Source organism: Levilactobacillus namurensis (assembly GCF_032197885.1).
Lineage (GTDB): Bacteria > Bacillota > Bacilli > Lactobacillales > Lactobacillaceae > Levilactobacillus > Levilactobacillus namurensis_A.
This window is the reverse complement of record NZ_CP134159.1, coordinates 157,796-179,198: the sequence shown is the minus strand read 5'-3', so window position 1 is coordinate 179,198 and position 21,403 is coordinate 157,796. Positions and strand designations below refer to the sequence as shown.

The window sequence follows — 21,403 nt, the reverse complement described above, 5'->3', positions numbered from 1 at the left end:
ATTAAAAAATGATGAGAGAAAGCGGGCCTTTTTACCATGGAATCCCAGGAACAACTTCAGATTTTAAAACACTTGGTCAGTCTCAACTCCGTTAACGGCAACGAAGCCGCAGTCGCTGACTACATTCAACATTTATTCGCCGACCACGGCATCGACAGCCAGGTCATCCCCTACGCCCCCGGACGCAGTAACCTGGTCGCCGAAATCGGGGACACTACTAGCAATCACGTCTTAGCCCTTTCCGGCCACCTGGACACGGTCGCGACCGGGGATCCGGCGAACTGGCAGTTCCCGCCCTTCGACGCCCACGTCGAAAACAACGTCCTCTACGGTCGGGGGAGCGCCGATATGAAGAGCGGCCTGGCCGGGATGGTGATCACCTTCATCAACTTGGCAGACGCGGGCACCCCTTTAAAGGGGCGCTTACGGTTTATCGGCACGGTGGGTGAAGAAAACGGGGCCATGGGGTCGCGGATGCTGACCCAACAAGGTCTCGCGGACGACCTCGACGGGTTAGTCATCGGTGAACCGACCGGTGGGAACCTGGTCTACGCCCACAACGGGTCACTGAACTACCACGTCTTCTGCCAAGGCAAAGGCGCCCACAGTTCCATGCCCGAAAAGGGAATCAACGCCATTACCAACTTAATCAAGTTCGTCACCGCGGAAAAGACCGCCTTCGATAACGCCCCTGTCAGTCCTGAACTGGGACCGCTGGTGCACAACGTCACCGTCTTCAAAGGTGGGGAACAAGTTAACAGTATTCCTGCCAACGCGGAACTTCAAGGGAACATCCGCCCTATTCCTGAATTCGACAACCAGGCCGTGATCGACCGCCTGCACCAGGTCGTGGACCAGTTGAACCAGGAGCCCGATGTCCACTTGACGCTGCACATCGACTACAGTTTCAAGCTGATCATCAGTGACCCGCAAGAAAAGCTCTTACAGCTGACCAAATCGATTGCCGATCAAGAATTCGGTCATCCGATTCAATTACAGGTCATCCACGGGGCCACCGACGCCTCCGAATTCACCAAGTCCGCCAACCACTTCCCGGTCGCCGTTTACGGTGCCGGCGAGTGGAGCGCCGCCCATTCAACCAACGAATCCGTAGACCTGGACCAGTTTGCCCACGTCCAACGGGTCTACCAGAAGCTAGCGGAAGAATTCTTGGCTTAACTTAAAATCATAAAAAACAGACGGCTTTTTGACGTGCCCTGGAATTTTGGGGCACGTCATTCTGACCGTCTGTTTTTGTTTCCAAGATTAGTTACCTGGTATTGCTCAAGCGACTAGCTACCATCGTTCGTAACGATTCCAGCGTCTCATGCCACTATCTTCCTATCAAAAACGCGTTACGCCAATTGCCGTAACGCGTCGTTTCTATTTCAAAGTTAATGTCCGACCACCCGGTAATCGCCACGGCCAAAGTACTGTAAGTCCGGTAACGCCCGCTGATTCAATAGCTGACTGACCGTGACCAAGTGGTACCCCTTGGCCTTCAACCGGTGAATGATGGTGGGCACCGCCGCAACGGACGGCGCGTGGATATCGTGCATCAGGATGATCGACCCGTTACGCGTCGCACCCAGCACGGATTTAATATCCTTTTGGGTGTTCAGGTAAGCCCAGTCCCGGGAATCCACGGACCAGCGAATGATTGGCTGCTCGATGGCCCGGCCTTCAGCCGCCGTAATATTGCCGTACGGCGGTCGGACGTACTCCGGTAACTGCCCCGTGGCGCGATACAGGGCCTGGTTGGTTCGGATGACCTGCTTGACGGTCTTCGCCGTCCCGATGCGGTTGAAGTCCGGATGGTTCCAAGAATGGTTCCCCAGTTCGTTGCCCCCCTTGAGGACGGCCCGGCTGATTTGCGGGTACCGACTCACGCTGTTGCCGACTTCAAAGAAGGTCGCGTGCACGTGATTGCGTTTCAAAATCTTCAATAACTTAGGCGTCAATTTCGCATCCGGCCCATCATCAAACGTCAACGCTACCAGCTTACCCTTGGTGGTTGGTGTCCGGTTGGCCTTGGGCAAGTAACGATTGAGGACCTTCCCCGTCAACTGCTGATAGGGAATCGTGATGTGCTTGACCTTGAAGCTGTTCGCTAACAGGTTCATCCGCAACCCCTGCGGCGTCAACGTTGCCTTCTTGGTCATGTGGTGCGGTAATTTGACTTGGTAGACCGCCGGCACCCGCCGACTCTTGGCGTGCGTCTGCGTTAGAATCTGTTGCCGGGCCGCCTGGCGAATCCCGGCGAGCCGTTTCGAATTGCGGTTCGTGAGTTGCCCAAACGTGACCACCCGGTTCGCGGTGGTCTTGGCCTGAGCGGACTGACCACCACCTAACAGACCCAACGCGGCCATCACGGTTAAAACGCTGGTCCAGACTATTCTTCGCTTCATGAAACCCCCTCCTCACGGGTATCCCCCTAACTTAAGTTAAGTGTAGCAGGTTTTCTGGTGAAGGGGGTCAACGGTGCCCACCCAAACTAAGGCCTCTGTCGCAACCGTACTTTTCAGAACCAAAATAAAAAGCAGCCCGACATCGCTGTCGACTGCTTAGTCTTGATCATCGTCCGTGTTGGCTGCTTGGTGATTCTCCGTGAGCACCGCATTGGTATACGTCTCCAAGTCCTCGAGCACCGCGGCGTCATTGGGTTGTTGCGCCGCCATATTCTCGGCGACCGCCCAGCGGGCCAAGTCGTCGGTAATCGGCACGATATCTTGAATGATCACCATCGCGGCGTCCGCTTGGTGCTGTTCTTGAATCGTCCGAAAACTCTCGATATCCGTGATCAACCGCAATACCTTACCGGTTGCTTTCTCGACGGATTGAAAGATCACAAAATGGGACTTCTGGTTAGCCTGGTCGATGCGTTCCCGCACCGCCGCCAACTGCTGGTCATTAATGTTTAAAGCCACTGTATTCACCCCCGCTTATTAAGTGTAACAAAGTTAACGGCCAAACGACCGCCATTTCTCCTAAAAGGAGAAAGTTTTCGCCATGGTTAACAAATTGCGAGTGACTGATAGTCGTGGCCGCCATTGATCAGTAAATCGGTCGCGACTTGGACCACTGTTTCACGTGAAACAGTCCCCGCGGGAACCGGTTGACCTTCCGCAATGATCTTGGCGGGCGCGGCGGGCGTCTCCGTCAGGGTCACGGGCCGCAGAATCGTGTACGGGAACTCGGCTTCATCCACCTGTTTAGCGGCATACCGCTGCTGGTTCAGGTACTCCTTGACGTCCGAGATTCCCGGATAGGTCAACTGACCGGTCACTTCATCGTCGACCCCCGCCGTACTCAACATCACGAAGCGGGTCAACGGTAACCGTTGGTGGTACTGAGCATCGAAGAGTTCCTCAAACGCCCAGTCCACATCGGGTCCCGTCAACGCGGAAAAGACGATGGGCGTATCCTGGAGCGCCGGAATGTAAGTGTCTGCCTGATGCAGGTCACCCGTCATTTCCGTGACTTGAGCAGCCAGTTCAGCGGGCAGCGTTTCGTCCGCGCCGTGCAAGAGCCGGACCGTCACAGCCGGTTGGCGCACCAAGTTACCAGCCACGGCTTGACCGATGGCGTTAGCCCCAATAATCAAATAAGTCGTCATCACGTTTTCCTCCAGTCTTTAGGTTCCAGTGTACCAGAAAGCGCCGGCTTCGCGTCATGGATTCCCGAAAAGATTTCACAAGCGTATCCCCGCTTCTCAGAATCTGGTATGATAATGGTAGCTTTTGTATTCGGTTTCATACTATTTAGGAGGGATTTCAATGTCACACGAATTCGTTACGATTGGTAAGTCCGACGTTCAAGCCACCGCCCTGGGGTTAGGAACCAACGCGGTCGGCGGGTATAACCTCTTTCCCAACCTGAAGGACGATGACGGCCTGAAGTTAGTTCAGACCGGGCTGAATCACGGTATCACCTTACTCGATACCGCCTACGTCTACGGGTTAGGTCACTCCGAAGAACTGGTCGGCCAGGCCATGCACGAGTTTGACCGTCACAGCTTCGCCCTAGCCACCAAAGGCGCCCAGGACTTCTCGTCAGGCGAACAGGTCATCAACAACACGCCCGAGTTCCTGACCGCCCAAGTCGAAGCCAGTCTGAAACGCCTGAATACCGATTACCTGGACATCTACTACATCCACTTCCCCGACAAGGACACGCCAAAGGCCGAAGCGGTCGGTGCCCTGCAACGCCTGCGGGAACAGGGGAAGATTCGGGCCATCGGCATCTCCAACTTCAGTCTGGACCAAATCAAGGAAGCCAACGCTGACGGGTACGTTGACGTGGTCGAAGACGAGTTCAGTCTCCTCCACCAAGACCACGCCGTTGATATGATGCCGTACCTCAAGGACCACCACATCAGCTTCGTCCCATACTTCCCACTGGCTTCAGGTCTGTTGACCGGGAAGTACGACCAGTCCGTGAGTTTCCCAGCCGACGACATTCGCAGCCAGATCAGCGATTTCCAGGAACCCCGGTACAGTCAAGCCCTGACCGCCATCGACCAAGTCCGGCCAATTGCCCAAGCCCACCACGCCACGGTCGCTCAAACGGTACTGGCTTGGTACATGCAAAACCCACTCATCAGTGTGGTCATTCCGGGCGCCAAGCGGGCCAGCCAAGTTGAGGCCAACGCGCAAGCGCTCGACGTGACCCTGACGTCGGCCGAATACCAGACCATCGACCAAGCCTTCACTAAGTTCAAGGCCGTCACCAGCGGTAAGTCCTTGGCCGATCCTGATTAACCTTAAATTTCTTTAGTCGCGGCATTGCGCCGCGACTTTTTTGATGCTCAGATAAATCGTGTTAAATCATGAACTTTATTATTTAACATTTTTGATAAATTCGTGATTGCTATTTTTAATGGCTATGTTATACTCTATAAGTAATGTTTTAGGATATAAACACGAACATTATCACTTAATGTTCGGATTCTACTAACTACTGTTTTAAGGAGTGCATGATATGCAACGCATCGCAAACTTTTTCCACTTTGACGAAAACGGAACGACCTTCAAGACCGAAATCCTGGCGGGAATCACCACCTTCGTGTCCATGGCCTACATCCTGTTCGTCAACCCCCAAGTCTTAGGGGCGTCCGGAATCAGCCAAGGGGCCGTCTTCACGGCGACCGCCTTTGCTTCCGCCTTCGGGTGTTTCTTAATGGGTATCCTGGCCAACTACCCCATCGCCATCTCGGCAAGTCTGGGGATCAACGCCTTCTTCGCCTACTCCGTGGTCATCGGGATGAAGGTCCCCTGGCAGACGGCGCTGGCCGGCGTCTTCGTGGCCTCGATTCTCTTCATGATCCTGACGGCCTTCAAGCTGCGGGAAATGGTGGTTGATGCGATTCCCCGGGACCTTAAAATGGCGATCAGTGCCGGAATCGGCCTGTTCATCGCCTTTATCGGCCTGAGCGAAGGGGGCTTGGTGGCCGCCGACAAGTCGACCATCATCACCCTAGGGTCGTTGCATACCGGGAGTACCTGGTTGACCATCTTCGGGTTACTGGTCACGCTGATTCTGATGAGCGCCCGGATTCCTGGAGCCATCTTCATTGGGATGATTGCCAACTCCGCATTAGGTCTGATGACCGGCTTGATTCCAATGCCTAAGCAAATCATCGCGCCCGTACCCAGCATCGACTCAACCTTCTTAGTCGGGCTGACCCACGCCGGGAGCATCAATTCCTTACAACTGGCCGTGGTGGTCCTAACCTTCTTACTGGTCACCTTCTTCGACACCACCGGGACCTTGGTCGGACTGGCCGAACAAGCCGGACTGGTCAAGAACAACAAGCTGCCCCGTATCGGGAAAGCGCTGATGGCTGACTCCAGTACCATGGTCGTGGGATCGTTGCTGGGGACCTCGCCGATGGGCGCCTTCGTGGAATCCTCCGCCGGAATCGCCGTTGGGGGTCGGACGGGCTTCACGGCAATCGTGACCGGGATTCTCTTCATCCTAGGGGCATTCTTCTCCCCACTGCTTTCCGTGGTGACCAGCCAAGTGACGGCCCCCGCGTTGATCATCGTTGGGGTCTTGATGGCGCAATCCCTGAAGAACATCCACTGGGAAAAATTCGAAGTCGCTGCTCCCGCCTTTCTGATCGTCCTGGGGATGCCACTGACTTACAGTATCTCCGACGGTATCGCCTTAGGGTTCATCACCTACCCGCTGACCATGATTGCCGCCAAGCGCGGTAAGGAAGTCGGTCCGATGATGTACGGACTGGCCGTAGTCTTCATCGGGTTCCTCTGGATCTTAAACGCCAACTAATTCAATCGAGTTATCAGAATCGTCTGGCCTCTGGGTCAGGCGATTTTTGGTCTAAAAAAGGCGCTGAGCCGTAGCCCAACGCCTAAGGTCACTATTTTAAACTTAATCACTAGCTAGTTCCAACGTCACTTGACGGCTTACCCAATGCCGAAGAAGCCGTGCATGAACCACGCCGCACAGGCCGCCCCGACGAACGGCGCAATCCCGGGCACGATAATGCCGTAAGTCCAGTCACTGTCCGCCTTGTTAGGCAGGGGCAGTAAGGCGTGCGCAATCCGGGGACCCATGTCCCGTGCCAGGTTCATCGCGAACCCGGTCGGGCCACCCAGGCCCATCCCGATGGCCCAGACTAACAGCCCTACGCCAATCGGCACGATGCCGGGCGTCTTCACTTCAGAAATCGCCAGGATCCCTGAAATGAAGATAAACGTGTCAAAGAATTCGACGAAGAAGTTCCGGGGTAAGTTCCGCACGGCTGGCGCAGTACAGAACAGGTTCCGAATCGTAATCGGCGAAATCTCATCAGCCGAGACCTTGAAGTGGTCGGCGTACATGATGTAGACGATCACGGACCCGATAATGCCCCCTAAGACTTCCGCCACGGAGTAAGGAATGAAGCTGCTCCAAGGCAGGTTACCCAATAAGCATTGAGCCAACACCATAGCCGGGTTGATGCAGACGTTGCCGAAGATGAACAACGCGATACTGATCCCGAAACCCCAAGTCGTGATGGCAAAGATATGGCCGGAACCCCGGTACTTGGTGCCCTTTAAGACGGAACTACAGTGAACGCCGACCCCAAAAATGATCATCAGCGCGGTACCCATAAATTCCGCAACTAAATTATGTACTAACAAAACGATATCCTCCTATTTCAACTTATGCCTAGGTATGCCAGCGCCGGTCACGGGGACCAAGCCGACTGACACACGCAATTTTTTATTATACTAGAGGGTATCGCTTATGTCTGTTACATTTTGATGAATCGGTCGCCGAGATAATTGGTATCCGGACGGCAACTTTGCTATGATGAGGTTAAGGGCTTGAATGGAACCGCTTAATCATCATTCAGGTCAGACACAATTATTTTTTAACTTTTGGTCGTCGGACTGGGCTGATTTCGACCAGCCAGCAGCCCTTGGCGCCAATTACGGGAGATGTGGCAAATGATGAATCCAACTGAGGTTATCCATCGGGGCTGGAATCGACGGGTCGTCACGGGGAAGACCCTCGCGGAGTGTGACGACCGCCTCGCCAAATATTTAAACGAACAAGACTATGGGTCCGGCGAGTTCGTGGTACTCCACGAAAACGACGGCTCTAACCAAAATACGGGTTACGACTTACCGGAAGGTGAACCTTGCTATATCAGTTTCTTGATCTACAATAGCCGCCTTTAACCCGTACCTAAAAAAGACTGGGAAGCTTTCCCAGTCTTTTTTAACGCGTTCAGCTGTGGCCCTTACTAGAACCGCAGTGGACGCCTCTTAATCGTGGAATACCAACGCACAGCCCAGCATCACGGCCATGGTTATCACGGCGCCCAATAAGGTGCCCACAATCAGGCTCACCATGCTAGGCCAGTGCCACCGTAAGAATCGAAGCGTCAAATAGTCCGCCAGCGGGAAGAACCACACCCCCAAGAGGCCGTAGCCCCAGGTCGTCGCCCGGACCGTGATCAACCCAATTCCTAGAATCAGGACCACGATCAGTCCCAGCCCAAACCAGCGTAACCGTCGCGGCGAATACTCGTCGGCCCAGCGCCGAAAACTTGCTGCGCCTTCTCGCCAAGGACGCCATAACTCATGCCACATTTCACTCGCTCCTCCAATTCACACTCAATTATTTTGGGACCGGCGTATTCGGTGTCGGTAGACCAACTCGTCCAGTAACACTATCCAGTGGCTGGCAACTAGAAATGCCGTCGCCCGCCAGAGCACCGCACCGAGTCCCATTAACCGCCCCGGTAAGCTGCCAAAAAGGCCTAACATGATCACATCACCCATCAAACACAAGACCAGTTCCCAAGCGGGACTCTCGCGGCCGTGCCACACTGCCGACCAGCTTGGGCGTAAGGCCCAGCACAATATCGACGTCAAACCCAACCCCAGGAACCAGATCAGTCGGATCGGCCAAGTGAAGGCCAACCCCCACACAAAGAACAGGAACAAGACGCCGTAGCCGCCCAGTAGACTATACCGAACCAGCGGCCGTTGCCAAATTGCTTTCACGCTGATTTCCTCCTCGTTTTCTCCCTTTAGGGTACCAAATCCGCCCCACCTTCTTCAACCTCGTACCGTTAACCCGGGAAATAACCACTGGGTCGCACACCAGATTTCCCGGGTTATGTTTCACCGAGGACGGTTAACCAGCAAGCCCCACTAGTGCCGAATCACGGACTAGTGGGGCCTTAATTTATTTAGTGTTCTGCTTGTCGTGCGGTAACGATGGCCGTCACGGCCACCGTAATACCGCGCACAGCATCCGCTAACGCCATGCTAGGAACGCCGGGGCGGTCAACCACTTGGCTGGGTAAGAACGGAATATGCATGAATCCCGCCCATAACCCGGGAAATTCGTGGGCCCGTTGGTACTGAGCCTGGTACATCAAGTGGTTGCAGACAAAGGTTCCCGCCGTGGTCGAGAGCTGACTGGGCAGACCCGCCGCACGAATCGCCGCCACCATGGCCTTGACCGGTAACTGGGTGAAGTAAGCCGCCGGGCCATCCGCTTGAACGGGCTGGTCACAGGGCTGTTGTCCCTGATTGTCCGGAATCCGGGCATCGTTACGATTAATCGCCACCAACTCCGGAGTCAGCCCCGCGCGGCCCCCGGCTTGGCCAATGGCTAAGACCACGTCCGGGCGGTGGTCCAGAATCGCTTGGTGCAGCACTTGGGCCGACTGGTCAAAGACCGTGGGGACTTGCGCCGTGACAATCTGGGCCCCCGCAATCGTCGCCGGTAACCGACGGACAGCTTCCCAGGCCGGATTGACCGGCGCGTGGTCAAAAGGATCAAAACCCGTTACTAAAATTTTCGTGATCACCATCTCCGTTCGTTATCCTCGATTATACCCGTCCCCTCACCGTAAACAAGCGGCGGGTAACGCAAATCAGACTTGAGTCCATCATGATGAGCCAATTACCGCCGTGATGGGCATCCTCCCCTTTGACTAAACATAGAAAAAAGGCTGGAACGCGTCATCCGTTCCAGCCCTTTCCTAAGGTTCTTAACAATCCGGCGTCAGTCCCAGGTTCCGACTAACTCAAAGATCAGTGTTTGCGGTTCATCGGCCGCCGCCACCAGATCCAGAGACTGTTGAGTCCCAAGCAAACGATGCCGACAGCACTTAATAGTGCCCCAACACGCAGACCTGGTGTGCGGTAAGTCAACTTGATGTGGTGGGTACCGGCGCCTAGTTCCGCGCCCACGAAGCCGTCGTTGACCACTTGGGTCGGTGTGGTCTTCCCGTCAACGGTCAACCGCCACCCCGTCGAATACGGAATCGAGGTTGCCAGAACGCTGGCCTGGTTCGTGGTCAGGTCGCCAGTCACCCGGTCGTCACTGACCTTGGCGTTCTGGAGTCCCTGGCGCTGAACCTGGTGAACCTGCCGGTCGTAGTTTCGGTTGAACGGCATCGCAATCAACTTGACCGACTTGAACGAGACTTGGTGGGTGGTGTTGAACGTGATGTCGATAGTCTCCCGATTCTTCTGACTATAACCCAGGTTTAACAGCACCTTACTCTTGTGCTCGTAATCCGAAAGGTTATCCAAGCCCAATTGGGTGAAACTCTTCATCTGATCCCGGGTCTTCGCCATGACCCAGTAACCGCCCAAGTCCGGTGACTTCACGGCTTTCCGCCAAGCATTCAGCTTAGTCAGGTCTGACCGTGGCGTGGCTCCCAGTAGACTGGTGTTCTCTTGGGCCTGCAGCTGTTCGTTGGTGGTCAGACGCTTGGACTGTAACCCGTCAAAGGCCAGGTACAGTTCCGTCCCCTGGGCCAGCTTGGGCCGGTCGATAGTCAGCGTATAGCTGATCTGGTGGCCCTGCGCATCACTGGTCATTTGCCGTAACCCGTGCGCGTTGGCTTCAGTAGTCGCGTCCAGGATGTTTTGGTTCTCCTGCAAGATGTTCTTGACCGCCTTAGGATGCTTGTCCAGTCCTGCCATTGGCGCGTACTGCTTCACTTCTTCCGGCGTCATCATCCCGTCTTCGTCCAACGTCAGCTTAGGCATCTTTAAGGTCTGGCCGAAGCTAGCCGACTGCTTGTTGTTCAGGTTATCCTTCTGTCCAGCAAACGCTTGTTTTAACCGATACTGGATCAATTTATTGGTGTTATTAATTACTGGTACCGCGTTAGGCGTGACCGTATAATCCAGCTTGCGGGCTGGCGACTGGTAATCCGCCTGGGCCACGTTTTTAGCCTTATCCGTGGTCACGGCCGCCTGCGTCAGGCTCCGGGCCCGGTCAGTCGCCGGTAACTTCAGCCACTGCTTCCGGGTCATGGCCTGCGATTGGGTGTAGACCAGTGGGAAGGCCAGGTCAGTGGTCAGTAACTGCGTCCCCGTCCCGTTCGACAGCGCGTAGACCGGCTTTTCGTTATAGACCTTCTTACCGGCCTTGTACCCGTAAGGAATCGCCATCTTATCGGTCACCTGATCCTGGCGGGCGAAAATTGTCTTGACGCCCAACAGGTGGTTCATGGTACTCCGGTTGTCCAGTTGGGTCATCGGGGAGTTCATCTGGTACTGCGAGTTCTGCAGGTCCTGACTGAACTGACCTACGTACCCGTTCTCCACGGAGAAGTAGGACATCACCCCGTGTAACTCATGGAACATAGCGTAGTTGTTCCCGGCAGTTCGAAAGACGTTGTAGCTAGGCAACTGATTAATCCGGCTAAACGTCTTCTCAGCCTTGGGCACCACCTGGGCGCCATCGTAATACTTGGTCAGGTACTGGGTCGCGTCCTTGCGACGTAGCTCCTGGGTGGCCTGTTGGCTCAGGTTGGGATCGTAATACCCCCACGCGTTGCTGACCAGGTTCATCCCCACCAGCACGCCCACCACGGGAATCACGACCTTAGCGGGTTGCTGGCCACTTCCCACCAACGCGGCGGTCATGGCCAGAAACAAGCCATAGGCCAAGAGGTCTCTAGCGGGGTTATCGAAGGTCGCCCCGTTGCTCAGGTAGACCAAAATCAAGAGTCCTGCGGCGGTCCCCCCGATCCATCGGCGATCGCGGGTGGTCAGGGTAGTCACCTGATCCGCCAACACCATGGTCGCAAGGTTTAACGGAATCGCGGCCAGGAGCAACCACCGGTTCGAAGGCGTCGATAAGACGTTGAAGAAGGCTGCCACGGCTGGGAAAACCAGCCCGATCAGAATCGCCGTTAAGGTCAACGCCAAACTCCAGTTTTGTTTCCAATGGAGCAATGTATAGACGCACCCGAAGAAGGTGAAACCCGTCATCCCGAAGACGACCCAATAGGTCAGCCCATTTCCGGTAGTCAGGACGGTATTCGCCAGGTTCAAGTAGTAGTTGATTGGGTAGAGCCACAGCCCGTTCGCAAACTTGGTCACGGCCCGGGTCGAGTGCAGCATCATTAACAGCGATGGCACCAGGAAGATTCCCGATAAGAGGATGCCACTCCCGGCCGCCCAGATAAAGCGCCGCAGAACCTGCCAACCACTGGCTAGCAGCGTCCGATCCACCTTCCGCCGAGCAAAACGGATGGCGGCATAGAACAGACTCCCCAGTCCCAATATGTACGCGAAGTAGAAGTTACTGAGAATCGCAACACCGGTCACCACGCCCAGGGGCACCCAACTCTTGCCCTGCAAGATCCGTTCGATTCCCACAAACAACAAGGGCATCCAGATCATCGGCAGTAAGAAGAACGGGTGATGCACCCCAATCATCAGCGAGTAGCCGGTGAAGGTATAAGTCAGGGTCCCTAGTAGCTGGCTCCCGGGCTTAAAGCGGTATAGCTTGGCCAAGGGCAGGAACACGAGGCCTGCCGCGTAGAGGCGCAGAATCACCATCCACGCGAAGCCCGTTTCCAACCAGCGCGTAGGTAACAGGGCGTTCAGGTACGCGAACGGGTCCCCCAACACGTAATAGGACAAGGTAGTTAACTTATCCGCACCCAAACCCAGGGTCCAAGACCAGCCCGCGAGACCGTCCAATCCCTGAGCGACCAATAACCGGTGTAGTTCCAAGATCATGGGGTAATGTTGACTGATGCCGTCTAGATACCAGATAAAGGTCCGGCTACTGAGACGGAATATCCCAAAACTCAGTGCGGCAATCACCACAAAGGCCGCTGTATACAGGACAAACAACGGCCACCGGTGACGTCCAATTTTCATAGTGGCAAATCCTCCTTAAAAGTGCACAGTTGAAGTCATTACTCCCAATGTACAAATCCCGTTGCGCCGTGTCAATCATTGTTGCCAACCTTTAGCCAAACGGTAATATTTTGACGCAATTTTGGTATCCCCAACATTCTTCGATTCCCCTAGACGTAAAAAGGGCCCGCATCATACGATACGAGCTCCTCTCACACATACATTCATATTCTGCTGTTCAACGCGCGACCACCAGGAAACCCTGGCCTCAATCCGGCCGCTACGTTATCCGCCAGCATCCTAAGCGTACACCCGCGCCCTACGGAAACCAACTAATTTGACCCGTAATTCCCCGGTTAGAGAATCGGCGAGAGTAGGCGTGACGCTGTCTGCTTAAACTTAAGGTATAGCGATTGTTGGTTGAACTTTTCAGTCGTGATCAGCTCGCTGTGGCGCATATCGGCTTCGAAGATGTCCTCCAACTGCGTGGCGATGGCGCTGTCGTAGATGAACGCGTTGATCTCGAAATTCAACTTGAAACTACGGTAGTCCATGTTCGCCGAACCCACCGAGGCAATCTTACCATCGACCACCATGGTCTTGGCGTGAATGAAACCGTTATGGTAGTAGTAGATCTTCACGCCGTCTTCGGCCAACTGCCGCGCATAGTATTGCGTGGCCCGGTAGACGAAGGCGTGATCCGGCTTATCCGGAATCATGATGCGAACGTCGATGCCCGCCATTGCGGCGATCCGCAACGAGTCCAAGACGCTATCGTCGGGAATCAGGTACGGCGTCTGGATCCACAACCGCTTCTCGGCGGTCTGAATCAGGCGCATGTACCCCATTTTAATCTGTTGCAGGTCGGAATCCGGACCACTCGAGACAATCTGTAAGCTGGTCTCCCCCTTCACCTTGGTGAGTGGGAAGTACCGGTGATCGATCACACTATCATCAAAGGGATGGTCCTTATCAGTCGCGTTCCAGTCCAACATGAAGCGGGCCTGTAACGCGAAGACCCCCGACCCCACAATCCGCAGGTGGGTGTCGCGCCAGTAGCCGAACTTCTCCTTACGCCCCAGGTACTGGTCGCCGATGTTGAAGCCCCCGACGTACCCTATGCGCCCATCGACCGTCACGATCTTCCGGTGATCCCGGAAGTTCAGCCGAAAGTCAATCACGGCCGAACGGGTCCCTAAGAAGGGCTCCACGTGACCACCGGCGGCCATTAAGGGTTTGAAGAACCGTTTCCAGGTCCCCATCGAACCCCAAGGGTCGTAGATGACCCGGACTTCGACGCCCTCTTGCGCCTTCTTCACCAGCAGATCTAAGACTTCGTTACCAATACGATCATTATAAAAGGTATAGAACTCAATATGAACACTGGAAGTCGCACCCTCGATATCTTCCAACATCGTGTGAAATAATTCATGGCCGTCAGTAATCACCCGCACGCGATTCTGCCGTGCTAGGAAAGCCGAGTCCGTCGACATGAACATGTTGACCATGTTGATCACGGAGTGGCTGATTTTATCCGCCGGCATAATTTGGGTACCAATCTGTTCACGTTGTTGCGACAGCCGTTCATCCAGTTGAACCGCTACCTGGTGCTTCAAGCGAAACATCCGGCCCTTGGGCAGCTTCCGGCCGATAAAGGCGTAAGCAATAAACCCAACAATGGGTACCAGCACCAGCACCAACATCCAAGCCCAAGTTGCGGCGATGTCCCGCTTCTCCCGAAAGACCGTCAAAAAGGCTAGGACCGCGTTAATAATGACAATGATTTCGATAACCATACTCCAGGTCATGGCTTCCCCTCCTTCACTCCTTGCCTTTTTATCATACGCCAAAACAAACAAATGTCTTTACTTTTTAGAAAATTTCGGCTTACAATGGCGATAAATTTAAAGGGGGAAATGATCTTGCTCAGCTTACCCATGACCCTGATTGCCGGACTCCACGGGACCAGTCCTTTTCGGGTCTTTCACTGGCTATTCCGCGAGAACCCCGGCATCGCAATTATCTTCATCGCCGGCGTTCTCCTGTACCTGCTCTACCGGTATAACAACCGCCGTTGACCACAAACGGGACCGCCGCGTTTAGACTCGCGACCGTCCCGTTTGAGTGCCCTTGAGGGGGCTTTTTTAGTTAAAAGGCGGCGGCTGCGTCCCCGCGCTGGCTGTATCCCGTCTGATAATCGATCTTCACACCACTCTGAATGTTGAAGATGTAGACGTTGTAGGCAATATCCTTGGTCTCAATCGACTGGGCCTGCATGTGCACGCCCCGCGCGACCAACTCGTTGCCCCGAAAGACCGGCTGGACTTGGTAGCGTACGTGATCTTGTGGATGACTACGCAGGTAATTCGCCACCGGATTCTCGTAAGCCGTCATCCCCGGATCGTTCAACGACCGGGTTCCGGTCATCAGGTTCTTCCAGTTATTGTTCTGACCGGTCATCTGATACCCGATCAAGTGACTCCGGTTATACAAGTAACCGCGCTTGCCGTTGATGGTGTACGGCTTATTGTGCCACCCCGTAGGCGTCACATTCAACGGTTGCCGCTTAGCAGTAGGCATCAACTGCTTGCTAAGCATCGCGTTCGCGGTGGTGACCCGGTTGAGGCTGTCTAGGTTACCGTACTTCTGCCAGGATCCCCGACTCAGCGACAACTCTTGCTTGGTGAAGGTCGGTTGGTTATGGTTGACCGCGACGATCTGGGTCCCGGTATACTTCTGTTGCGCTAGTTGCTTGGTCGCCACCGATTCTTTGGGGGTGGCGGTAGTCGCATTCGAGTGCCCCGTTACCTGACTGACCACACTGGACGCTTGCTCCGTGATCCGCTGAGCCGTTGGATTCCCCTGGCCACCCAAGAAGCCGATGACCCCTAAAACGATTAGAATGACCGCCCCATACACGGTGATGGGACTACGCCGCGACCGGCGTCGATAGCGTTTACTCACGCCTAAAACTCCCCTCTCATCTCTGCCAAATTGATTCGGCTTTCATTTTACCAGAATTTAGCGAACAAGTGTGCGCTTTTTCATCCGAAACGCATTTAGGGAACTTAACCCTTTCTTAACGACCCCCGCACCGATCCAGTCTTTACGGTATACCGCCTTTACCCGGCTAAGTCCCCGGCGTTGTCCCTTTACGAAAAAACTGGTATGATTTGCGAAGAGGTGACTAACATTGAAAAAAACACGTGTTTTAACCGCGCTCTTAAGCCTAGTTGCCGTAATGGCAATTGGCTTAGCCGGTTGCAGTAACAGTGGTCAAAATGGCAGCAACCAACAAGCTAGCTTCAAGAACCAGACCACTAAGAAGGCCGACGTCAAGTCCACGCTGACCAAGTCCAAGCAACTCTGGTACGTGGCGGGAAACGTTAACGCCAAAAGTAACTCTGGTTTAGAGGCTTACCGGTTCAACGGTAACAAAGTCACGGTCTACAACGTTGATAAGCTCTACAAGTCTTACAACGCCGCTAAGAAGGCCGACGCCTTAAGCAAGGCCGGCACGTTAACGGCAACCTTTAAGACTAAGGGGAAACAGACCTTGATCAAGTTCAAAGGAAAATTATCCGATATTCCGATGACCCAAAAGTTCACGGTCAAGAAGACGCTGACTGGAACCAACAAGAGCACTAAGCTCAAGGTCGCGGGTTACCACATCTCCCGGAACGTTGACGAAGACGTCACCAAGGCCGTGTTGATGAAAGTAACGAACAACTAAGCATCGCTGAAGGCGCGTGGGCGCAAAGGCAGTTAGCCAGCTTCGCCCGCACGTTTCAGCACCATATCGTTAAAAACAGCGAAAGTCTGGGCATTTTGTCCCAGACTTTTTCTTACGTTTAATCAAGGGACGGATTGTGGTAATCCCCCGCCTTACCGGTTAGGCCTGAAGAGGCTGGAACGTGGTGGGCACGACTTGAAGCCCTGAAAGTGCCAGGTCTTCAAGCTCGGCCTTTGGGTAAGCCAGCTGAAAAACACTGACTAACCCAAACGACACCACTGAGCCTCTTCAGGCCCAACCTCACGGCTAAATTGAGTGTACCCAAGACAGGGTTTCTTAATGCCTGAATGCTGCGACCTGATGGCGAATCATGTTCCGCTATGGTTATACGACTGTGAGCCGAGAGGGCGGATGACCATCACAATGATTTTGTTTTAAGCCCAGTCCTAATAAAGCTTTACCAAGCCTAAGGATCTATGTCCAATCGACAGCGCCAAATATGCCACTATCATTCGAAAAAGCTCCGTAAAATTGTTTTGGTCTCACAGAGCTAATCTTAAGTTGCTTTTATTTCCCGCTTGCGGCTTCTTAGCAAAAATTTAGCAAAATGTAACATAAGTTTCCCATTATTGAATTGATTATTTTATATCAATAAAACAAATTTATCTCCTGATAACAGGGCCGATTTATCCTACAATTCGCAGTTATCAATTAGAAAAAAGTAATCCAATCCCCAGAATATCCCGTTTTTTCGGGCTTTTCGTTGTTACTTATGATTTTAATCATTTTAGTGTTAATTTTCTTCATAATTTCTTCACATTTACCGGTTATGCTACAAGCATACCAAAAACCTATTAACCAACCTTTTTCATTTTATTCACCAACTTAAAATGAAATGCTCGCCCTAACCAAGCGAGTAGCGCCGTCCCCTAACCAAGGACGGTTTTTTTGTATCCAATGCGTTGGGAATCAAACCCAAAGCGACCCCCTTTTTCCCTGATCAATCAGCTAAAAGGCGGTCGCTTTAACTTTGCCGTACATTGTAACGGGGTTACCCCCTTACTCAACCACGACACTCACTTCCGATATTTCTTGACCAAGTAGCGGATCAAGACGTACCCGTTCCAAACAATCAGAAATAATCCGTTAAAGACAATCTCTGACCGAAAAAAGTCCGTGGCGGCCGAGGCTAACGATACTTTAAACAGCATGGTCCCAAAACTATAGTAGGCATTAAACAGTGTAATGGCACCGATACCCAACAAATTAACGAACACCAAGGAACCTACCTGGGTATCGAACCAATGTTTTTTCCGTTTCCGTCTACGCTTACTCATCCAATCCTCCGTTCTGCCGCCTCCACAATCCAGTAAAAAATTACAGTCTATGTAAAACCCCCATCAAAATATGTAAACGCTGGAAAGCACCTACCAAGCGCTTTCCAGGGGGCCACAATTCCATGCTAATCTAATTGCCCCGCCTCCGTCAACGGACCCTTAAGACGACAAAATGGACGCTACTGATTTTTTCAGCAGCGTCCATTTCCTATTTCTGAGCCATCAACCGGTCCTTCTTCCGGTAATAGTCCCGGGCAAAGTTAATCAACGGTCGCATCGGCAAAACGGCAATCGTTCCCGTCGCAATCGCCGTCCAGCGAACCGCATCCGGGTGGGCTTCTTCAAAGGACGCTCCCACCAGATTGAAATCATCATAGGGTTCTAGTTCCACATCCTGATAGTCGACCCAAACGGTCTGACCATCCCGAAACACCGGCGCAATCTCCGTATGCGTTGGCCGGTCAATCGTCGATTCGGCCAGGTGCAGGGCGGTACAGCTTTCGTAGTCCGTGCCCAGCGCCACAATCTTGGCGTCTAAATCGTACAGCTTCTGGAGGGGCCCCTGAGCGCCGAACGGCAAGTCATAAGTGGGCGTCTCCACAATGCGGGCACTATCGCGGCCCCACGCGCACATCGAGAGCAACGGGTGGCGACTCCGCCGAGTCCCTGGTAACGTCCGGAAATATTCCGGCGTCTTTCCGATGTTATGAATCGGCGTGAGGTCGGGGTCGAACGGTGGCATCCCCGCGCGAATCGCTCGCGCTGCCTCCGGGACCGCTGGGGGATATTCCCAGTCGGCGGGATTCGACCAATCAGCCGTTTGGGTGGGCATCACGATGTTGCCTTGGGCCACCAGGTCCTTGAGGAGCCCCACTAGGGTCTGTTCCCCACCGGGTAAATACCCCAGGTGACTTAACGCCGTGTGCACCAACAGGCTATCCGTGGGTTGAACCCCCAGTTCGACCAAAATTTGTTTGAGGCGCTCCGGAGCCATCACCTGGGTCACCGGGTGTTGCGTCCAATTCGACATTTAATTTCCTCCTTAAAATGAAAGCCAAGGGACAGACTGTAGTAATCACCCGCCTTACCGGTTGGCCCTGAAGAGGCTGGAGCGTGGTGGGCACGACTTGGAGCCCTGAAACCCCCAGGTCTTCAAGCTCGGCCTTGGGGTAAGCCAGCTCAAAACGCTGACTAACCCCAACGACACCACTGAGCCTCTTCAGGCCCAACCTCACGGCTAAATTGCACGTCCCCAAAATAGTGTTTTCTGGCATTTGACGGTCTGATTCACACAAACGAACACTGTAACCTTATCCTATTTGAATGGTTAACCCGCCTGTAAGCCGAGAGAACGGCCAGACAAGGCTCAGCCGTGAAATTTTCTTAGGTGAGCGTTTTTTAACTCACCTAAGAAAAGGCCAAGCTTGGAGACCTGTACTTGGGAATCCAAGTTGTGCCCACAGCGTTCCGGCCTTGTCTGACCGTCCAGTAAGGCGAATGACGATTGCAACTGTTTTGGTTTTACAGCCTAATCACAGGATGGTTCGTCTAAATTATGCTAATGAATCCCAAGGTGCCAGGTCAACCGGCTGGCGCTTGAGTAAGGCTTGCTGGTCGGCCGTCAAGAAGTCCTTACGAACCACGACTTCGTAGACGAAATCCTCCATCCATTCGTCGGTCATCACAAAGTACCCCTTGGCACCGTTCTTCTCACCCCAGCTATTTTCCACCTTCCACCGGGTCGGTTGATCGTCCACTAGGTCGACCCCGGTCAGGGTCATGGCGTGGGAGACTTCGGCTTCGTGATAAGCCATCCGTTGTCCCTTGGTCAAGCTCAGATCGATACCGAACAGATCCGCCGTTTTGTAGAGCTGGCTATCCAGGAAGCCCCGTTCGCGACTCATCTGTTGCAAGACGTCGTTCCCGAACCAGACGGCTTCTCCCGCTTGGAGTTGGGCGACGGCCGTACGCTTCAGTTCCGCCATCGGCAGGTTCAACATAGTGATGTGCTTCCCACCTACGATGTTGTCCTGGCTGGGCAAGGCGTACAGCTCATTGTAGGCCTTATCCGGTGAGTTGGCGAGCACCACGTAGTTGTCCAGGTCCGCGTCAAAGTACTTCTGGTAGAAGGCTTGAGGCGTCAGTCCCGCATCGCGGTGATACTGCTTCTTGTCGTCCTTGTATTCCAGGTCAAAGGTGGTCGGTGGCTCACCGAACGAATAGGCCGCCATCCGATAGACTTCCTTTAAGGCTTGCTTGCGGGTCGCCGCGATTTGGGCGTCATCGGCACCGTCCGCCACTAATTGACGTAAGGTCACCGCGTCCTTGCGCAGTTTCAGGCCCAGCGTAGCCGCAAAACCCGTGGTGTCGTTGGTGTTAAAGGATTCCGGCATGGCACTCTTAGGTAAGACCCCGTACTTTTGAACCAGGGCAGCCCCCATGGCCCACTGACCGCCATCGCCGGCCGCGCTTTCCAGGTAGTGACTGACTAAACGGTCGTCGACGGGCTTATCGGCCGTGGCCAGAATGCGGTCGTAGAAGATGTTGGCCCGTTCGACCTTGTCCCAGAAGAACAGGTAGCTCTGGGACAATTCGAAGTCCTTGACCTGATACTTCGCGGCGAACTGGTGCCGTAACGTGTTCAAGGTCGCGAAGAGCCAGCACCGACCGGAGTGTTTCTGGTTCGATACGGCCCCCGTGTCGAGTTCCACGGAGAAGGTCCGGTTCAACCGGACTGCGGCGGCAGGATCCTCCGAAGCCGCTAAGACCCCGTTCTTAATAACGGCGCGACTGATCACGTCATGGGCGGGCTGTTGGGTCAGGTCTGCGTGTAAGTCCGCTAAGTCCGCGGCGCTTAACGCTGAATTGGTTTGTGTTTCATCCATCAATGGTCCCTCTTTCTCATTTTATGAGAACTCTCATCAATCTCTCATAATTATAATATCCCCATTCTAAGCCTTCCGCCGCCAAAGCGCAATTATTGCTGCAAAAAACGGACCGTTGGGTCGGTCCGTTAAGTGACTTAGTTCTGATTATCCGCCTGATCAGGCGCCAGGCCCCGGTCTAAGAAGTCGACCAGGTAGGGAATTCGCTGGCTAAAGGTTCGTAAATCTCCCTGGAGGTTCGCCCGGAGCAGGTTGGTCATCACGGTCCCAATCAAGAACTGACTGACCAAGTCGTTCGGCCAAGCGACCAACTCCCCGGCTTGCCGCAGATGATCAAGCAACGGGTACAGGTTGTCCCGAAGCACCGGCGTCGCCTCTTGAATAATCGTGGCCCGTAGATCATCGCGGACCAGCATCTCATTCAAGAGAATCTTGATTTCCCGCCAATTGCCCTGCAAAAATTCGGCTCGGTTGGTCAATAACGCCTGCAAGAATTGGCGACGAGACGGGTAGGTCTGTTGCATCACCTGGTGCGCGAACTCCTGCATCAACGTGGGAACCACTTGCCGCACTACGGGTTGTAACAATGCCGCTAAGAGGGCCTCCTTGGTGTGGTAGCGCCGGTAGACGGTGCCTTCCGCAACGCCTGCCCGCTCGGCGATCTCCTTGGTCGTGGTGTTGGCAAAGCCCTGCTCCGCAAAGAGCGCGAGACTGGCCGCCAACACCTGTTTTTGTTTGGCCGGAATCTCTTCCGTAGCCGCCATGGCTTGCGCAAAGGCGGTCTGAATCGCTGTCTGTTTGTTCATT

The 21,403-nt window shown here is 54.1% G+C and carries 20 protein-coding genes; 6 read left to right on the top strand and 14 right to left on the bottom strand.

The features are described 5' to 3' along the window. Nucleotides 1–36 precede the first annotated feature (36 nt). Nucleotides 37–1,179 carry an ArgE/DapE family deacylase gene (locus RIN67_RS00805; protein WP_264999588.1) on the top strand — a complete coding sequence of 381 codons (1,143 nt, stop codon included), beginning with the start codon at nucleotides 37–39 and terminating at the stop codon, nucleotides 1,177–1,179. A gap of 215 nt (nucleotides 1,180–1,394) precedes the next feature. Here RIN67_RS00805 and RIN67_RS00800 read toward each other — a convergent pair whose 3' ends face one another. The 3 genes from RIN67_RS00800 to RIN67_RS00790 all read right to left on the bottom strand — a co-directional run bounded on the left by RIN67_RS00800 (nucleotide 1,395) and on the right by RIN67_RS00790 (nucleotide 3,616). Then, the gene (locus RIN67_RS00800) at nucleotides 1,395–2,408 is read right to left on the bottom strand and encodes a polysaccharide deacetylase family protein (protein WP_264999587.1); all 1,014 of its coding nucleotides are present in this window, start codon (nucleotides 2,406–2,408) and stop codon (nucleotides 1,395–1,397) included. Between the two features lie 156 nt (nucleotides 2,409–2,564). After that, the gene (locus tag RIN67_RS00795; protein ID WP_024748009.1) at nucleotides 2,565–2,927 is read right to left on the bottom strand and encodes a hypothetical protein; all 363 of its coding nucleotides are present in this window, start codon (nucleotides 2,925–2,927) and stop codon (nucleotides 2,565–2,567) included. 86 nt (nucleotides 2,928–3,013) lie between these two features. Next, nucleotides 3,014–3,616, bottom strand: a complete 603-nt coding sequence (locus RIN67_RS00790) for an NAD(P)-binding oxidoreductase (RefSeq protein ID WP_264999586.1) — start codon at nucleotides 3,614–3,616, stop codon at nucleotides 3,014–3,016. 160 nt (nucleotides 3,617–3,776) lie between these two features. Here RIN67_RS00790 and RIN67_RS00785 point away from each other — a divergent pair, with 160 nt between their 5' ends. Together RIN67_RS00785 and RIN67_RS00780 are read left to right on the top strand one after the other, a co-directional pair. Then, nucleotides 3,777–4,760 (top strand): aldo/keto reductase, encoded by a 984-nt coding sequence (locus tag RIN67_RS00785; RefSeq protein ID WP_264999585.1) that lies wholly within the window; start codon nucleotides 3,777–3,779, stop codon nucleotides 4,758–4,760. 220 nt (nucleotides 4,761–4,980) lie between these two features. Continuing rightward, the gene (locus RIN67_RS00780) at nucleotides 4,981–6,291 is read left to right on the top strand and encodes an NCS2 family permease (RefSeq protein ID WP_024748012.1); all 1,311 of its coding nucleotides are present in this window, start codon (nucleotides 4,981–4,983) and stop codon (nucleotides 6,289–6,291) included. 137 nt (nucleotides 6,292–6,428) lie between these two features. Here RIN67_RS00780 and larD read toward each other — a convergent pair whose 3' ends face one another. Continuing rightward, the gene (gene larD / locus RIN67_RS00775) at nucleotides 6,429–7,148 is read right to left on the bottom strand and encodes a D/L-lactic acid transporter LarD (protein ID WP_264999584.1); all 720 of its coding nucleotides are present in this window, start codon (nucleotides 7,146–7,148) and stop codon (nucleotides 6,429–6,431) included. Between the two features lie 309 nt (nucleotides 7,149–7,457). Between larD and RIN67_RS00770 the strand changes: the two genes are divergently transcribed. Beyond that, nucleotides 7,458–7,691 (top strand): hypothetical protein, encoded by a 234-nt coding sequence (locus tag RIN67_RS00770; protein WP_024748014.1) that lies wholly within the window; start codon nucleotides 7,458–7,460, stop codon nucleotides 7,689–7,691. Nucleotides 7,692–7,778: 87 nt separating this feature from the next. On the opposite strand, the gene RIN67_RS00765 is transcribed toward RIN67_RS00770, so the two are convergent. From RIN67_RS00765 to cls, 5 genes are all read right to left on the bottom strand, one after another. After that, nucleotides 7,779–8,105, bottom strand: coding sequence for a hypothetical protein (locus RIN67_RS00765; protein ID WP_264999583.1), 327 nt, complete (start codon nucleotides 8,103–8,105; stop codon nucleotides 7,779–7,781). 24 nt (nucleotides 8,106–8,129) lie between these two features. Then, the gene (locus RIN67_RS00760; protein ID WP_264999582.1) at nucleotides 8,130–8,522 is read right to left on the bottom strand and encodes a hypothetical protein; all 393 of its coding nucleotides are present in this window, start codon (nucleotides 8,520–8,522) and stop codon (nucleotides 8,130–8,132) included. Nucleotides 8,523–8,710: 188 nt separating this feature from the next. Further along, complete coding sequence (pcp, locus tag RIN67_RS00755) at nucleotides 8,711–9,340, bottom strand: pyroglutamyl-peptidase I (RefSeq protein ID WP_264999581.1); 630 nt, start codon at nucleotides 9,338–9,340, stop codon at nucleotides 8,711–8,713. A gap of 223 nt (nucleotides 9,341–9,563) precedes the next feature. After that, nucleotides 9,564–12,662, bottom strand: a complete 3,099-nt coding sequence (locus RIN67_RS00750) for a YfhO family protein (protein WP_264999580.1) — start codon at nucleotides 12,660–12,662, stop codon at nucleotides 9,564–9,566. A gap of 335 nt (nucleotides 12,663–12,997) precedes the next feature. Continuing rightward, nucleotides 12,998–14,449 (bottom strand): cardiolipin synthase, encoded by a 1,452-nt coding sequence (gene cls, locus RIN67_RS00745; RefSeq protein WP_264999579.1) that lies wholly within the window; start codon nucleotides 14,447–14,449, stop codon nucleotides 12,998–13,000. A gap of 114 nt (nucleotides 14,450–14,563) precedes the next feature. On the opposite strand from cls, the gene RIN67_RS00740 reads away from it, so the two are divergent. Beyond that, entirely contained in the window at nucleotides 14,564–14,719 is a 156-nt protein-coding gene (locus RIN67_RS00740; RefSeq protein ID WP_156652545.1) for a hypothetical protein, read from the top strand. A gap of 70 nt (nucleotides 14,720–14,789) precedes the next feature. On the opposite strand, the gene RIN67_RS00735 is transcribed toward RIN67_RS00740, so the two are convergent. Continuing rightward, complete coding sequence (locus tag RIN67_RS00735) at nucleotides 14,790–15,605, bottom strand: DNA/RNA non-specific endonuclease (RefSeq protein ID WP_264999578.1); 816 nt, start codon at nucleotides 15,603–15,605, stop codon at nucleotides 14,790–14,792. A 229-nt stretch (nucleotides 15,606–15,834) separates the two neighbouring features. On the opposite strand from RIN67_RS00735, the gene RIN67_RS00730 reads away from it, so the two are divergent. Next, on the top strand, nucleotides 15,835–16,374 hold the full coding sequence (locus RIN67_RS00730) for a hypothetical protein (protein ID WP_264999577.1): 540 nt from the start codon (nucleotides 15,835–15,837) through the stop codon (nucleotides 16,372–16,374). Between the two features lie 1,076 nt (nucleotides 16,375–17,450). On the opposite strand, the gene RIN67_RS00725 is transcribed toward RIN67_RS00730, so the two are convergent. From RIN67_RS00725 to RIN67_RS00710, 4 genes are all read right to left on the bottom strand, one after another. Continuing rightward, nucleotides 17,451–17,711, bottom strand: coding sequence for a hypothetical protein (locus RIN67_RS00725; RefSeq protein WP_024748022.1), 261 nt, complete (start codon nucleotides 17,709–17,711; stop codon nucleotides 17,451–17,453). Nucleotides 17,712–17,919: 208 nt separating this feature from the next. Further along, nucleotides 17,920–18,741 (bottom strand): AAC(3) family N-acetyltransferase, encoded by an 822-nt coding sequence (locus RIN67_RS00720; protein ID WP_313826100.1) that lies wholly within the window; start codon nucleotides 18,739–18,741, stop codon nucleotides 17,920–17,922. 523 nt (nucleotides 18,742–19,264) lie between these two features. Beyond that, nucleotides 19,265–20,596, bottom strand: a complete 1,332-nt coding sequence (locus RIN67_RS00715; RefSeq protein WP_264999575.1) for a C1 family peptidase — start codon at nucleotides 20,594–20,596, stop codon at nucleotides 19,265–19,267. A 137-nt stretch (nucleotides 20,597–20,733) separates the two neighbouring features. Next, on the bottom strand, nucleotides 20,734–21,402 hold the full coding sequence (locus RIN67_RS00710) for a TetR/AcrR family transcriptional regulator (RefSeq protein ID WP_264999574.1): 669 nt from the start codon (nucleotides 21,400–21,402) through the stop codon (nucleotides 20,734–20,736). Between the last annotated feature and the right edge of the window lies 1 nt (nucleotide 21,403).